The 13,852-nt window shown below is 49.7% G+C and carries 11 protein-coding genes; 3 read left to right on the plus strand and 8 right to left on the minus strand.

Annotated features, from left to right (window positions below):
• Nucleotides 1–17: 17 nt before the first annotated feature.
• The 6 genes from panC to dksA form a co-directional block, all read right to left on the minus strand.
• Entirely contained in the window at nucleotides 18–860 is an 843-nt protein-coding gene (panC, locus tag LMJ53_RS06495) for a pantoate--beta-alanine ligase (protein WP_226749548.1), read from the minus strand.
• On the minus strand, nucleotides 861–1,655 hold the full coding sequence (panB, locus tag LMJ53_RS06500) for a 3-methyl-2-oxobutanoate hydroxymethyltransferase (RefSeq protein WP_226749549.1): 795 nt from the start codon (nucleotides 1,653–1,655) through the stop codon (nucleotides 861–863).
• A gap of 14 nt (nucleotides 1,656–1,669) precedes the next feature.
• Nucleotides 1,670–2,209, minus strand: coding sequence for a 2-amino-4-hydroxy-6-hydroxymethyldihydropteridine diphosphokinase (folK, locus tag LMJ53_RS06505; RefSeq protein ID WP_229585339.1), 540 nt, complete (start codon nucleotides 2,207–2,209; stop codon nucleotides 1,670–1,672).
• Complete coding sequence (gene pcnB / locus LMJ53_RS06510) at nucleotides 2,202–3,689, minus strand: polynucleotide adenylyltransferase PcnB (RefSeq protein WP_229585340.1); 1,488 nt, start codon at nucleotides 3,687–3,689, stop codon at nucleotides 2,202–2,204. Before pcnB ends, folK begins: the two co-directional genes overlap by 8 nt.
• 76 nt (nucleotides 3,690–3,765) lie before the next feature.
• Nucleotides 3,766–4,671 carry a tRNA glutamyl-Q(34) synthetase GluQRS gene (gluQRS, locus tag LMJ53_RS06515; protein WP_229585341.1) on the minus strand — a complete coding sequence of 302 codons (906 nt, stop codon included), beginning with the start codon at nucleotides 4,669–4,671 and terminating at the stop codon, nucleotides 3,766–3,768.
• 16 nt (nucleotides 4,672–4,687) lie between these two features.
• Nucleotides 4,688–5,137: an RNA polymerase-binding protein DksA gene (gene dksA, locus LMJ53_RS06520; RefSeq protein WP_226749552.1), complete on the minus strand. Its 450-nt coding sequence runs from the start codon at nucleotides 5,135–5,137 to the stop codon at nucleotides 4,688–4,690.
• Nucleotides 5,138–5,427: 290 nt separating this feature from the next.
• Between dksA and pepB the strand changes: the two genes are divergently transcribed.
• From pepB to mrcB, 3 genes are read left to right on the plus strand one after another with little or no spacing between them, the layout of a single operon-like run.
• Nucleotides 5,428–6,735 carry an aminopeptidase PepB gene (gene pepB, locus LMJ53_RS06525; RefSeq protein WP_229585342.1) on the plus strand — a complete coding sequence of 436 codons (1,308 nt, stop codon included), beginning with the start codon at nucleotides 5,428–5,430 and terminating at the stop codon, nucleotides 6,733–6,735.
• A 52-nt stretch (nucleotides 6,736–6,787) separates the two neighbouring features.
• Entirely contained in the window at nucleotides 6,788–9,244 is a 2,457-nt protein-coding gene (hrpB, locus tag LMJ53_RS06530; RefSeq protein WP_229585343.1) for an ATP-dependent helicase HrpB, read from the plus strand.
• Nucleotides 9,228–11,468 carry a penicillin-binding protein 1B gene (mrcB, locus tag LMJ53_RS06535; protein WP_229585344.1) on the plus strand — a complete coding sequence of 747 codons (2,241 nt, stop codon included), beginning with the start codon at nucleotides 9,228–9,230 and terminating at the stop codon, nucleotides 11,466–11,468. Before hrpB ends, mrcB begins: the two co-directional genes overlap by 17 nt.
• Before the next feature lie 54 nt (nucleotides 11,469–11,522).
• On the opposite strand, the gene hemL is transcribed toward mrcB, so the two are convergent.
• Complete coding sequence (gene hemL, locus LMJ53_RS06540; RefSeq protein ID WP_267867458.1) at nucleotides 11,523–12,803, minus strand: glutamate-1-semialdehyde 2,1-aminomutase; 1,281 nt, start codon at nucleotides 12,801–12,803, stop codon at nucleotides 11,523–11,525.
• A gap of 17 nt (nucleotides 12,804–12,820) precedes the next feature.
• Nucleotides 12,821–13,825, minus strand: coding sequence for an aspartate carbamoyltransferase (locus LMJ53_RS06545; RefSeq protein ID WP_226749557.1), 1,005 nt, complete (start codon nucleotides 13,823–13,825; stop codon nucleotides 12,821–12,823).
• Between the last annotated feature and the right edge of the window lie 27 nt (nucleotides 13,826–13,852).

Genomic DNA, 13,852 nt, shown 5'->3' on the forward strand with positions numbered 1-13,852 from the left:
AAATACAACTGCACTGATTAAACTTCCAGATTATCAATCAATCGGGTCGTGCCAAGCGCTGCAGCCGCTAAGATCACTTTCGGCTCGGTGGCGTGCTCTGCCAGGGCCAAGGTGTGTTGATGGCTAATATCAAAATAATCAGGACGAAAACCCGCTTCAGTTAAGTCGGCTTTGGCTTGGCGCTCAAGTGCCCGATAATCATGCTGGCCGGCCAAGATGGCCGCTTTTACTTGCTGTAAAATCTGATATAGCGCCGGCGCTTGTTGGCGCTGACTTGCGCTTAAATAGCCGTTACGCGAACTTAAGGCTAAGCCATCGGCAGCGCGCTCAGTAGGCACACCAATGATCCGAATAGGAAAAGACAAGTCGGTGACCATTTGCCGGATAATCGCCAGTTGTTGATAGTCTTTTTGACCAAAACAGGCAACATCGGGCTGCACTAAATTAAACAGTTTACTGACGACGGTACTGACACCGCGAAAATGCCCGGCACGGCTGGCGCCACAATGCAGATCGCCAAGTAAAGGCACTTCAACATAACTTTGTACGTCTAAACCGCGTGGGTACATGATCTCAGGAGTGGGGGTAAACAAAGCGGCGGCGCCGTGCTGTGTTAAACCGGCAATATCATCCTCTAACGTGCGTGGATAGCTAGCCAGATCTTCGTTTTTACCAAACTGCATGGGATTGACAAAGATGCTGCAAATCACTTGATCGGCTTGTTGCTTCGCAACATCAACTAATTTTAGATGGCCAGCATGCAGATTACCCATCGTCGGCACAAAAGCGATGCTTTGCCCCGCTTGTCGCCAGCGCAGAATTTGGCTGCGCAGCTCATTAACAGATTGCAGAATATTCATTTAATTAAAACTGTGCTCTTGGCTTGGAAAAACGCCGGATTTGACTTCACTGACATAGCTGGCAATGGCGCTGCGGATCTCGCCCGTTTGGGCTAAATAATTTTTAGAAAATTTCGGGATGTAACCACTGCTAATACCTAAGAGATCATGCATCACCAGTACTTGGCCATCGGTAACATTACCGGCTCCAATGCCGATCACCGGAATAGTCAAAGCTGCGGTGATCCGCTGTGCCAGTGGCGTTGGAATGCACTCCAGGACTAATAACTGTGCTCCTGCGGCTTCTAAGGCTAAAGCTTGGCGCAGCATGGCATCGGCTTTCTCTGCCGTTTTACCCTGTACTTTATACCCCCCTAAAATATGTACAGATTGCGGTGTAAGGCCTAAGTGACCACACACCGGTACACCGCGCTCAGTTAAGGCGGTAATGGTGGGTAATAAAAAGTCACCGCCCTCTAGCTTGACCATATTGGCGCCCGCTTGCATCAAGGGTACGACGCTTTGCAACGCTTGCTCGGTACTGCCGTAACTCATAAAAGGCATATCAGCGATAACGAAAGCTTCTGGCGCACCTGCACGCACAGCGCGAGTATGGTAAGCGATATCTTGGACAGTCACAGGCAGGGTATCGCTATGGCCTTGTAACACCATACCGAGAGAGTCACCTATCAGTAGAACATCAACGCCTTGCTCAGCAAACAGTTTAGCAAAGCTAGCATCGTAAGCGGTCAACATGCTGATTTTATCGGCTTGTTGTTTCATTTTTTGTAAGACTGCGGTGGTTATCTTCGCCATATCATCGTATCCGACTAATTGTCTGAGGGTGCACCTTCGCACAAAGTACCTTGAGCGGCAAGTTGCAGCGGTTGCAAGCCATTTAACGGCACGGCGCTAAGCCATTGCGATAGAGCGGTGCCGTCGGGTAATACTAAGTTCGGCGCAATCTCTGCTAATGGGTACAGCACAAATTCGCGTTTCGTCATACCGTAATGCGGCACGGTGAGGCTTGGTGTAGCAATCTGCTGTTGCCCAAATAATAATATGTCCAGATCGAGAGTGCGCGGCCCCCAGCGTTCGGCTTTACGCTGGCGTCCTTGTTCCCGTTCAATCTGTTGCAAAGCCTGCAGTAATTGCTGTGCACTAAGCTCGGTAGTTAAGGCCGCCACCGCATTGACATAGTCAGGCTGGTCTTGCGGCCCCATCGGCTTAGAACTGTAAAAACGCGATACGTGCAACAGTTGGCAAGCAGGCAGTTGCGCTAATGCCGCAACGGCTCGCTGTAACTGGGCGACGGGCTCTGTGAGATTCGCTCCCAAGCCGATATAGCATAATTCTGTCTGCTTAATCATGGCTCGGTTTACGTTTAAAATTACGCCGACGCTTCGGTCTTTCTTGTCCGGCGCGACCCAATTGCTGAATTAACTCTAATCGATTCGCTTCGTCGGTAAACTGAAATTGTTCCCACCACTGCGCTAATTCAGGCAAATCGCCGCCTTCGGCCGCTGCTCGCAGCACCAGAAAATCATAAGCACCGCGAAACTTGGTTTGTTCCATAAGCTTATAGGCACGCCGACCCGCGCGCTTAGTCAGGCGACCTTGTAACATCCAGATGTCACGCATGGCTAGGCTAAAGCGTTTAGGAATGGCAATATTGCGCTGCACATCATCCAAAATTTCGGTCATGGCGATACTAAAAGCGTCGTTCTCGTTTAAACCGCTTTCAATCAGTAAGGTTTGAGCGCGTACTTCAACCGGATACCAGAGTAATGCCGCAAAAATAAAGGCGGGAGTCACCGGTTTATCTTGCGCTACACGTTGATCAGTATCTTGTAACGCTCGGGTGATCAGTTGAAAGGCTTTGCCTTCAGGCTCTTGTTTCAGCAGTTTTTCTAACTGCGGTAACAATTGCTTCAGCACTTTTAACTCTCGCATCAGCATGAAGTTATCGAAACCTTTTCCGGCTAACCACATTTTTACCAGCTCATCAAACAAGCGTGGTGCCGGAATGTTTTTCAGCAATACCGCTAATTGCGGGATCGGTGCAGCCGTTTTCGCCGCCAATTGCATATTGAGTTTGGTGGCAAAACGGATGGCGCGCAAAATCCGCACCGGATCTTCACGGTAACGAACGTCAGGATCGCCAATTAACTCGATATTGCGATTAGCGATGCTTTGCATGCCCTCGGCAAAATCGTAAATGGTAAAATCTTTGATCGAGTAATACAGCGCGTTAACAGTGAAGTCACGACGTTCAGCATCTTCTTCGATGGTGCCATAGACATTATCCCGCAGGATCTGACCATGATCGCTTAAGCTAGCGATTTTGTTAACATTTTCATCGTCTTCGGCACCGCTATGGTGGCCACGAAACGTTGCCACTTCGATGACTTCACGGCCAAAAACCACATGCGCTAAGCGAAAGCGGCGGCCAATTAAGCGGCAGTTACGAAAGACCTGTTTAATTTCTTCTGGGCGAGCATTGGTCACCACATCAAAATCTTTGGGTTTTAAACCAATCAGTAAATCGCGGATACAGCCGCCCACCAAATATGCCTCAAAGCCAGCGTCTTTCAGACGATAAAGCACCTTCAGCGCATTCGGGCTGATGTCTTTGCGAGAAATCGAGTGTTGATCACGGCCAATAACCCGCATCGGCGGTAAGCTAGACACGGCAGTTTTTGCAACGGCAGCCACTGGCTCGGTCGTTACGGTTTCGGTATTTTTTGCGCCAAGGGTACGACGGCAAAAGTCAATCACGCGCGAAATAATGGTGTTTCTCCTCAATGGAAACGAACGGGCTGTTTTGAGCCGAAAAAACCGGCGTATCATACCTGAATCTGCGGAAAATGAGAATGCAAGGCGGCACTCTCTGTATTTTAATTACGCTGAGTGAATGTCGCGCAAATTACGCAAAATCTGCACAGCGAATTTCGAGTTGTTTTGGTACCTTCGCCAGCTGCCAGTGCTGGGTGGCCCAAGCAAGTATTTCCGTTACTGGCGCTTGCCGTAGTTCATCAGGCGGGGCATGGCCTAGCAAACGTAATGCCGCCGTTAAACTGTGATGATTTGGCCAATGAGCGAGGGCGCTTGCATGGTTTTGTTTACTCAGTTTTTGCCCCGGCGCGGTAACGGCTAAGGGTAAATGGCCATACAGTGGCGCGGTTTGCCCCAGCAATTGAAACAAATGTTGTTGCCTGGGAGTCATACTGAGTAAATCGGCCCCTCGGATCACTTCGCTGATCTGTTGATCCTGATCATCAATCACCACCACCAGTTGATAACTAAATAACCCATCGCGGCGCTTAACGATATAATCTTCTGCGGCCAAAGCGGCATCGATACGCTGCTTACCAAACACCTGATCATGGAAATGACAATGCACATCTGCCGCACGCAGACGCCAGGCTAACGGCGGTGTCGTCAATTGTTTAGCGGCACAGCGCCCGTTATAGAGGCCGCCGGCGGCTTGGATTGCTTTGCGTGAACATTGGCAACCGTACAACAAGCCTTGTTGCTGGAGTTGATTAAATACGTCTTGATAGCGATCCAACCGTTGGCTTTGGTAAATAACCGGGCCATCCCAGCATAAACCAAAGCTTTCTAGGGTGTGCATAATGTCGCTATCGGCATTGGCTTGCATGCGAGGCGTATCAATGTCTTCGATACGTAACAGCCATTGGCCGTGCTGACTTTTTGCTTGAAGATAACTACCAACAGCCGCCACGAGTGAGCCAAAATGTAATGGCCCCGAGGGGGAGGGAGCAAAACGGCCGCGATAACCGGCCGTTTGTCTTGCAAGATGCGCTGACACTGAGGTTGCCGCAGCGTTAACCGCCGAGTTGCTTCTCTTTGATTTCAGCAAGCGTCTTACAATCAATACATTGATCAGCAGTAGGACGTGCTTCTAACCGTTTGATACCGATTTCGATACCGCAGGTATCACAGAAACCAAAGTCGTCATTTTCGATCTTTTGTAACGTTTTTTCAATTTTCTTCAGCAACTTACGTTCACGATCCCGTGCGCGTAATTCTAAACTGAACTCTTCTTCTTGAGCTGCACGATCCACTGGATCAGGAAAATTAGCTGCTTCATCAGCCATATGTGTTTTAGTGCGATCCACTTCTTCACGAAGTTGTTGGCGCCATGCATCCAGAATTTTCCGGAAATGCTCCAACTGCTTCGGGTTCATGTACTCTTCCCCGACCGCTGCTTCATAGGGTACTACGCCCGCTAGCGCTAATAGCCCAAGGGATTTATTGTTATTGCCTACTGGCATGATTCTCTCCTGTACAATCCCACCAAGCCAAAAAGCTGGCGGCTATAGATAGCAGAATATCACCGCTACCGCAATCACTAATAAAAAACCGCGGAAGTATACAGACAGACCGCCTTGCCGTCACTTATTTTCGATAAGTCTGCATTGACTTTCGCTCAAGTGAGTAATAATTAACACTTATTTTGCGTTATTTGTTAAGCGCACTGCCGTTAGCAAAGTACTGCAGTGTGCTACAATACGCCATCAGCCAACAGATGGCTTACTTTGCCCTTTTATTTTCGGAGCTAAGAATGAATTCAAACAGTTCAGTACTTCACATCAGTTTGCAACAGCAACCCGCCGCGGCCCAGTTTGGCGCTAATGCGTTGATTAGCCCCAGTGAGCAAGGTTATCAAATTCATCTTAGCGCAGGTCAAGAACGCCGTAACGTGCAAAAAGCCGCTCGGATGCTTGATGGCTTAGGCGTAACGTCGTTGCAATTAAGCGGTGAGTGGCCACTGGAATTACAGTGGGCATTTTATCAAGGTTTTGTGAATGCCAAGCGCCAAGGTGGCGTGCACTTTACCGGTGATAGCGCCACAGTCACACGGTTAGAGCAACAAGCGCGTTGTTTCCAGTTTGCTAAAGCGTTAATTAATCAAACCCCTGAGCAATTATCACCAGAGAAGTTAGCTGCACAAGCCGCAGCTTTTATTGAAGAGGTGGCTGGCACTGCCAAAGTGAGCTATCGCGTGATCAGTGGTGAGCAATTAGTCAGCGAAGGCTGGCATGGTATTTATCAAGTAGGTCGCGGTAGCGTGCGAGCGCCCGCGATGTTAGAACTGGATTTTAACCCCAGCGGTAAAGCGGATACCCCGGTGGCGGCGGCCTTGGTCGGTAAAGGTATTACCTTTGACAGTGGTGGTTATTCGATCAAAGCGACCGAAGGCATGTTGCATATGAAATGTGATATGGGCGGTGCCGCTACGGTGACAGCGGCGTTAGCCTTGGCTATTTTGCAGGGCTTAACTCAGCGGGTTAAACTGATTTTGTGCTGTGCTGAAAACTTGATCAGTGGTCATGCTTACAAATTGGGCGATATTATTACTTATAAAAATGGCACCACAGTCGAAATTGTTAATACCGATGCTGAAGGGCGTTTAGTGTTGGCCGATGGCTTACAAATGGCAGCGGAAAGTGGTGCGCCGTTAATTATTGATGCGGCGACGTTAACCGGTGCAGCCGTAACGGCGGTTGGCTCAGAATATAATGCCCTGTTTGCATTAGATAAACCCTTAGCACAACGCGCGTTAAGTTATGCCGAGCAGCAACAAGAGTTACTGTGGCAACTGCCTTTAGAGCCTTGGCATCAGCAACAGTGTCCGTCGGCCTTTGCCGATACCGCTAACAGCCGGCCAGTAAAAGGCGGTGGCGCGGGTGGGGCCAGTAATGCAGCCGGTTTCTTAAGTCGCTTTGTGCCAAATAATGGCCAGGGTTGGTTGCACTTTGATTTAGCGGCAGCCTATCGTGATAGCGCTAATGGCTTTTTAGCCGTGGGCGCAACGGGTCAAGGGATCCGCACAATCGCGGCGATGTTGTTACATGAATTATCGGCGTAATTTACCTTGTCACCCTGGCCGCATTTTTGCGGCCCTTGCTGAGTAGCGGTTGGTGTTACCTGTAAACGAGATTATGCCCAGGCTCTGTCAGCTACTGCAGCATGAGCCTAAGGTTATTCTGTCGGCGCCACCGGGTGCAGGCAAATCGACTTTTTTACCGTTGTATTTGCTCAAGCACCCCGCTTTTGCAGGTAAGCGGCTGTTATTGCTTGAGCCACGGCGCTTAGCCGCACGCACCATCGCCAGTTATCTCGCCGCCCAACTGAATGAGCCCGTTGGACAGACGGTGGGGTATCAAATTCGCCAAGACAGCCAATATTGCGCTGAAACTCGGCTGCTTATTGTCACCGAAGGTATTTTAACGCGGAAAATTCAGCAAGATCCTGAGCTGAGCAGTGTGGATATCCTGATTTTTGATGAGTTTCACGAACGCTCTTTGCATGCTGACTTTGGTTTAGCACTGGCGCTGGAAGTGCAACAACTGAACGAACAGCTGCGTATCTTAGTGATGTCGGCGACCTTGGACACCAGTATGCTGGCCCGCTATTTACAGGCACCGGTATTGCAAAGCGAAGGGCGCAGTTATCCGGTAAATATCGTTTATCAACCGCTGAATAAAGAGCCCATCGCGCTGCAAAGTGCCCGCTTAGCTCTGCAGGGTTTTTGGCGTCATCAAAGTAGTGTTTTGGTCTTTTTACCCGGCCAAGCAGAAATTAATCAGGCGGCGCAGTGGTTAGCTCAGCAAGACTTAGCGGCAAATCTACGCGTATTGCCACTGTTGGGCAGTATGAGCTTAGCGGCACAACAAGCCGCGATTGCCGCTCCGGCGGCAGGGCAATACAAAATTGTGCTGGCCACGAATTTAGCGGAAACCAGTTTAACCATAGAAGGCATTCATGTGGTGGTCGACAGTGGTGTCGCAAGACGTGCCAGTTATCATGCCCGCAGTGGCCTAACGCGCTTAGATACGGTTGCCATTAGCCAAGCAGCGGCAACACAACGAGCCGGTCGAGCTGGGCGACTTGGTGAAGGTTGGTGTTATCGCTTAGACAGTGCAGAACAATGGCAGCGGCGAACGGCTTTTGAACCTGCAGAAATTGAGATCAGCGAGTTAACCAGCTTACGCTTAGAGATTGCCGTTTGGGGTTGCCAACCGGCAGACCTAAACTGGTTAACCGCGCCACAATCAGCAAACTTAGCGGCGGCAACAGCCCTGTTGCAACAACTTGAAGTGCTAGATCAACGTGGGCAAATCACGGCTTATGGTCAAACACTTTATCAATTTGGCACCGATATTCGCTTAGCCAGTATGCTACAGCATGCCAAAACGTTAGAGACCAATCAACCCGGTGCGCTGTGGCTAGCCGCTTTGCTGGCGGCGTTGCTAGAAGATAGCCGCGATTTGCACGAGGATCTTTACCGCCAAGTGCAGCGCCTAGCAGAACGCCCAGCGCAAGAGCAGCGGCGTTATCAACAAGCTGAAGTATTTGCTAAGCGATTGGCCGCTAAAAAATATACCAGCTTGCCACTTGGCTTGTTACCCGTCTTATTGTTACGAGCATTTCCAGATCGGTTAGCACAGCGCCGTGGCCAGGGTTATTTGTTAGCCAATGGCGTGGGCGCCAGTTTCCCCGCCAACCATCCGTTACAGCAGCAAGATTTAGTGGTGGCCGTCAGTATTACGCAAACAGCGCAAAGCAACCGGATACAACAAGCGGTCGCCATCGCGCTGCCCGATATTCTGGACGATTGGCCCGCGCTTGCATGGCAGCCTCATACCGGCTGGGATGAAAAGCAAGCGGGCTTTTATAGTGAGTCGCAACGTCTGTTTGGTGAAATTGTGCTGCAGCGGCGGCCGCAACCCTTGCAGCTTACTGCCGCTGAAAAGCAACAAGCTTGGTTAGCTTACTTAGCGAAAAAAGGCATAGCGATATTACCCTTTAATGCGCGCTGTCAGCAGTTACAACAGCGTGTCGCCTTGTTAACGCAACACCAGTATGCTGGCTTGCCTGATCTCAGTCTGTCAGGGCTGACCACGAATATGGCGAGCTGGTTAGGGCCTTATTTAGCGAATATCAATAAAGTTAATCAGCTAGCGCAATTACCCCTGTATGATCTTCTCTGGCAGCAACTCAGTTACAGCCAGCAGCAACAACTGAACCAATGCTTACCCGAGTTTTTTACCACGCCGGCACACAGCCGGGTGGCGATTGATTATTGCTTACCTGGCGGGCCGGGTTTTTCAGTAAGGGTTCAGGAAATGTATGGTCAACTGACCACGCCGCAAGTGCTCGATGGTAAATTGGCGTTAAGTGTGACCTTGCTATCGCCTGGCCGACAACCACTACAAATTACCCGTGACTTGGCCAGTTTTTGGCAGCAAGGCTGGCATGAAGTAAAAAAAGAAATGAAAGGCCGATATCCGAAACATTTTTGGCCGGACGATCCTGCGAAAGCCTTACCGACGACTAAAACCAAAAAAGCGATGCGCTATGACTCGAACTCGTAAAAAAGTGCCCACCTCCGCACGGCCAGCTCGCTGGTGGCGATTGATCTGGACAACCTCTTTAAAGCTCGCTTTGGCAGGATTTCTAGGGCTGTTTTTGTATTTTATATATCTCGACAGTAAGATCACCAGCACCTTTTCAGGGCAAAAATGGCAAGTGCCAGCACAAATTTATGGCCGCAGCTTAGAGCTGTTTCCTGGCAAATACCTGACACAGAAACAGTTGGTGCAAGAGCTGGAGCAGCTGCAATACCAACGCGTAAACGCAGTGTCTGGGCCAGGACAATTTCGCACCAGTGGCAACACCGTAGAGATTTTTCGCCGTAGTTTTACCTTTGTCGATGGCACTCAAGCCGCTTCACGTTTTAGTGTCGAGTTTAATCGCAGTGGCATCAGTGCATTGCTGCAACAAAAGTCATCATTAAGCATGGCACGCCTTGAGCCGCAATTAATCGAGCATTTGGTGTCACCCCACCAAGAAGATCGTGAATTAGTGCGCTTAGAGTGGGTGCCAAGCTTGCTGAAAGAAACGCTATTGCTGGTAGAAGATCGCGATTTTTATCAACATCGTGGCGTATCGCCGTTATCGGTATTACGTGCCTTGTGGGTAAATATTACGGCGGGGCGCACCGTGCAGGGCGGCTCGACGCTGACCCAGCAGTTAGCTAAGAATATGTATTTAACGCAGGATCGCACGCTGCTGCGCAAGATTAACGAAGCGATGATTGCCTTGGTACTCGATTATCGTTTTAGTAAGGATCAGATCCTTGAGGCTTACCTGAATGAGATTTACCTTGGGCAAAATCATGCCACGGCGGTGCACGGTTTTGGTTTAGGCAGCCGTTTTTATTTTGGTAAACCGCTCACGGAACTGAATGCCGATCAGTACGCCTTGTTAATCGGCATTGTGAAAGGCCCAGGTTATTACGATCCACGCCGGTTTCCAGAGCGTGCCAAGCAGCGGCGAGACTTAGTGCTGCGGCTGATGTTTGAGCAACATTTATTAGATCAACGTGCTTACGAGCAGGCGTTAACTCGGCCGGTAGAAGTGGTGGCAAGAGGGCAATACTTAAATGCCAACTTCCCGGCTTATATGGATGCCGTGAAACGTGAATTACGGCAATTAGCGCTGGCCAGCAATCTGATGCACAGTGGCATTAAAGTGTTTACTTATTTGGATCCGATGGCGCAAACCCAAGCCGAGCGCACGGTGACTCAGCTGGTTCCGGCTATGGATAAAGAGCTAGAAGCGGCGATGCTGGTGGTGGATTATCAACGGGGCGCTGTACAAGCCTTGGTAGGCGGTAAAACTGCGGGGTATGCGGGTTTTAACCGTGCACTGGAAGCGCGGCGGCCTATTGGCAGTTTAATTAAACCGGCCATTTTTTTAGAAGCGTTGGCACAACGGGGTCGCTACACCCTTGGTAGCATGCTCGACGACAGCCCGCTGAGCTTACGCAGTAATAATCAAGAGTGGCAACCGCAGAACTTTGATAAGACATTTCGCGGTAATGTCTCTCTCATGCGCGCTTTGGCTGACTCATTAAATGTGCCAACGGTGCGGCTGGGCTTACAACTGGGTATGCCTAAATTGCAAGAAGCCCTGCGCCGTTTGGGCTTAGAGCGTAATATTACCTTGTACCCATCAGCCTTGTTAGGCTCGTTAGAACTCTCACCTTATGAAGTCAGTCAGCTTTATCAAACCATCGCCAATAATGGCGTACATCAAAGCTTGGCCACGGTACAGGCGGTCACCGATCAAAATGGTGCGGTAGTGTATCAACGTAATTTAACGCCGAGCGTGCGTTATCCTGCCGCAGATGTTTATTTATTGCATTATGCGATGATCGAAGCAACCTTAACTGGAACGGCGCAATCTTTAGCGCGCACCTGGCCACAACCTACGTTTGCGGGTAAAACCGGCACCTCGAGTGATTATCGGGACAGTTGGTTTAGCGGTTTTGATCAAGATCGATTGGTGACCGTTTGGTTGGGGCGAGATGATAACAAATCGACCAATTTAACCGGGGGGAGCGGCGCTTTACGAGTGTTTACCGATTATTTTAAACAGCAGGGCACCCATAATTTAATTCGGTATATGCCCGAACAAGTAGAATGGCAGCGTTTTTCGACGCAAAGCGGTTTACCCGTTCCTGAGTATTGCCCGAATAGTTGGTTGTTGCCGGCCCATCAAGACAGCGTGTTAGCATTAAATCAGTGTGATTAACCGATAAAAAAAGGCGCACCAGCTAGGCGCGCCCTTATTGGCGTTGCCGCTTAATTACAGTGCGGCAAACGTTTTAGCCGCTGCGCTAATGGTTTCGGCTAAATCATCATCAGTATGTGCTAATGATAAAAAACCGGCTTCATAAGCCGAAGGCGCTAAGTAAATGCCTTGTTCTAACATGCCATGGAAAAACTGTTTAAACGCGGCAATATCACAACGGGTTGCTTGCTGATAATTACTGACGCGGCCTTCGTTGGTAAAAAACATACCAAACATGCCACCGACTTGGTTAAAACTCATTGGCACGCCATGTTGCTCCGCCGCTTGAGCTAACCCAGTAATTAAACGACTGGTTTTCTCGGTCAGTGCTTCGTATACGCCAGGCTTGCTGATTTCTTGCATAGCGGCTAAGCCTGCAGCCATGGCAATCGGATTGCCTGATAAGGTACCTGCTTGATAAACAGGGCCCAGTGGCGCGATATGCTGCATAATGGCTTTTTTACCACCAAAAGCGCCAACCGGCATGCCACCACCAATGATTTTACCCAAGGTGGTCAGATCTGGCTTTACGCCATAATAGGCTTGAGCGCCGCCTAAGGCGACCCGAAAGCCGGTCATCACTTCATCAAAAATCAAGACGCTGCCGTAGTCATCACAAAGCTGCCGTAAGCCTTCTAGAAATCCTGGCTCTGGCGGAATACAGTTCATATTGCCGGCAACCGGTTCAACGATGATACAAGCAATTTCGCTACCTTGTGCTGCGAATAACTGTTGGATCTGCGCCAAATTGTTAAATTCACAGGTCAGAGTATATTTGGCAAAATCGGCTGGCACGCCAGGGGAGTTGGGGACACCTAAAGTCAGCGCCCCTGAACCTGCTTTAACCAGCAGCGAGTCTGCATGGCCATGGTAACAGCCTTCAAACTTTACAATGGTATCACGGCCCGTATAACCCCGAGCTAAACGGATCGCGCTCATGGTGGCTTCGGTGCCGGAGCTGACCATCCGCAGCATTTCCATGCTTGGGACCAGTTTTGCGACGGTTTCTGCCATGGTGACTTCGGCTGGGCAAGGAGCACCAAAACTTAAACCATGTGCCGCAGCATCAATGACCGCTTGGCGGATCACCGGGTTGTTATGGCCTAATAGCATCGGGCCCCAAGAGCCGATGTAATCGATGTAGCGTTTGCCATCGACATCAAATAAATAGGCGCCATCAGCACGAGCAACGAAAAAAGGTTCGCCACCGACACTTTTAAAGGCACGAACCGGTGAGTTTACACCACCGGGGATCGTGTGTTGTGCGCGGCTGAAGAGTTCTGAAGAGATGGACATTATCGGATTCCTGTCAGTTATTTGTTGCTATACCAAGGCACAGCGCATTCATAATCTTGGATCACGTTTTCGACACCCAGGGTTAACGCAAACAGTGCCATCCGGACCAAGATGCCATTATCGGCCTGGCGAAAAATAGCCAAGTTAGGATTGAGGTTAAGATCATTATCTAACTCATTGGCTTCTTGTCGTGAATCTCTGGGTAAAGGATGCATAATCACGGTGTTCGATTTACAGTGCCGCGTATAGATTTCTTGGTTTAAGCGAAATTTACCACGGTATAAATTGGCTTCGGCTTTCGACGGAAAACGTTCCTCTTGGATCCGTGTTTGATAGACGATATCGGCGTTCAAATTGCCTTCGAGTTTGTCGCTAATAGTCAAACGATGGCCGGCGTTCTCTAAGCTGCTCACCACCTCATCAGGCATGGCTAATTCTTGTGGCGAAATCAGGGTAATTTGTAAGTTTTTATACAAACTAAGTAGTTTCGACAACGAGTGCACGGTACGGCCAAACTTTAAATCACCCACCATAGCAATATGCATACCGTCAATACTCTGGCCAGAGGCGGTTAGTTCACGTTCAATGGTAAACAGATCTAATAAGGCCTGAGTAGGGTGTTCGTTGGCGCCGTCGCCACCGTTTAATACCGGAACACGGCTACCTTCAGCGAACTCTGCGACAGAGCCGGCTTGCGGATGGCGCATCGCGATAACATCACTGTAACTGCTGATCACTCGTGCGGTATCGTATAATGACTCACCTTTAGACAAGGCTGACGATTCCATGCCCGTGGTTTCGCGCACTTCACCGCCTAGCAGGTTGAAAGCACAGCCAAAGCTTACCCGAGTACGGGTGCTCGGTTCAAAAAAAAGATTACCCAAAATAGCGCCATCGAGTACCTTAGTCCGTTTTTTTCTGCTGGCGTAAGGGGACATCTTGCGGGCAATATCAAACACATATTGGATACTGTCGCGGTCAAATTGTTTAACCGACAGGATATGCTGACCTTTAAAGCTCATAGTGCGTGCTCACTTATTTCGGATAGC

This window comes from Rheinheimera sp. UJ51 (assembly GCF_020819615.1).
Classification (GTDB): Bacteria; Pseudomonadota; Gammaproteobacteria; order Enterobacterales; family Alteromonadaceae; genus Alishewanella; species Alishewanella maricola.

Excerpts from the sequence above, each read along its gene's own strand:
- panC (WP_226749548.1), bottom strand. The coding sequence starts at position 860 with ATGAATATTCTGCAATCTGTTAATGAGCTGCGCAGCCAAATTCTGCGC.
- panB (WP_226749549.1), bottom strand. The coding sequence starts at position 1,655 with ATGGCGAAGATAACCACCGCAGTCTTACAAAAAATGAAACAACAAGCC.
- folK (WP_229585339.1), bottom strand. The coding sequence starts at position 2,209 with ATGATTAAGCAGACAGAATTATGCTATATCGGCTTGGGAGCGAATCTC.
- pcnB (WP_229585340.1), bottom strand. The coding sequence starts at position 3,689 with ATGATACGCCGGTTTTTTCGGCTCAAAACAGCCCGTTCGTTTCCATTG.
- dksA (WP_226749552.1), bottom strand. The coding sequence starts at position 5,137 with ATGCCAGTAGGCAATAACAATAAATCCCTTGGGCTATTAGCGCTAGCG.
- pepB (WP_229585342.1), top strand. The coding sequence starts at position 5,428 with ATGAATTCAAACAGTTCAGTACTTCACATCAGTTTGCAACAGCAACCC.
- mrcB (WP_229585344.1), top strand. The coding sequence starts at position 9,228 with ATGACTCGAACTCGTAAAAAAGTGCCCACCTCCGCACGGCCAGCTCGC.
- hemL (WP_267867458.1), bottom strand. The coding sequence starts at position 12,803 with ATGTCCATCTCTTCAGAACTCTTCAGCCGCGCACAACACACGATCCCC.
- LMJ53_RS06545 (WP_226749557.1), bottom strand. The coding sequence starts at position 13,825 with ATGAGCTTTAAAGGTCAGCATATCCTGTCGGTTAAACAATTTGACCGC.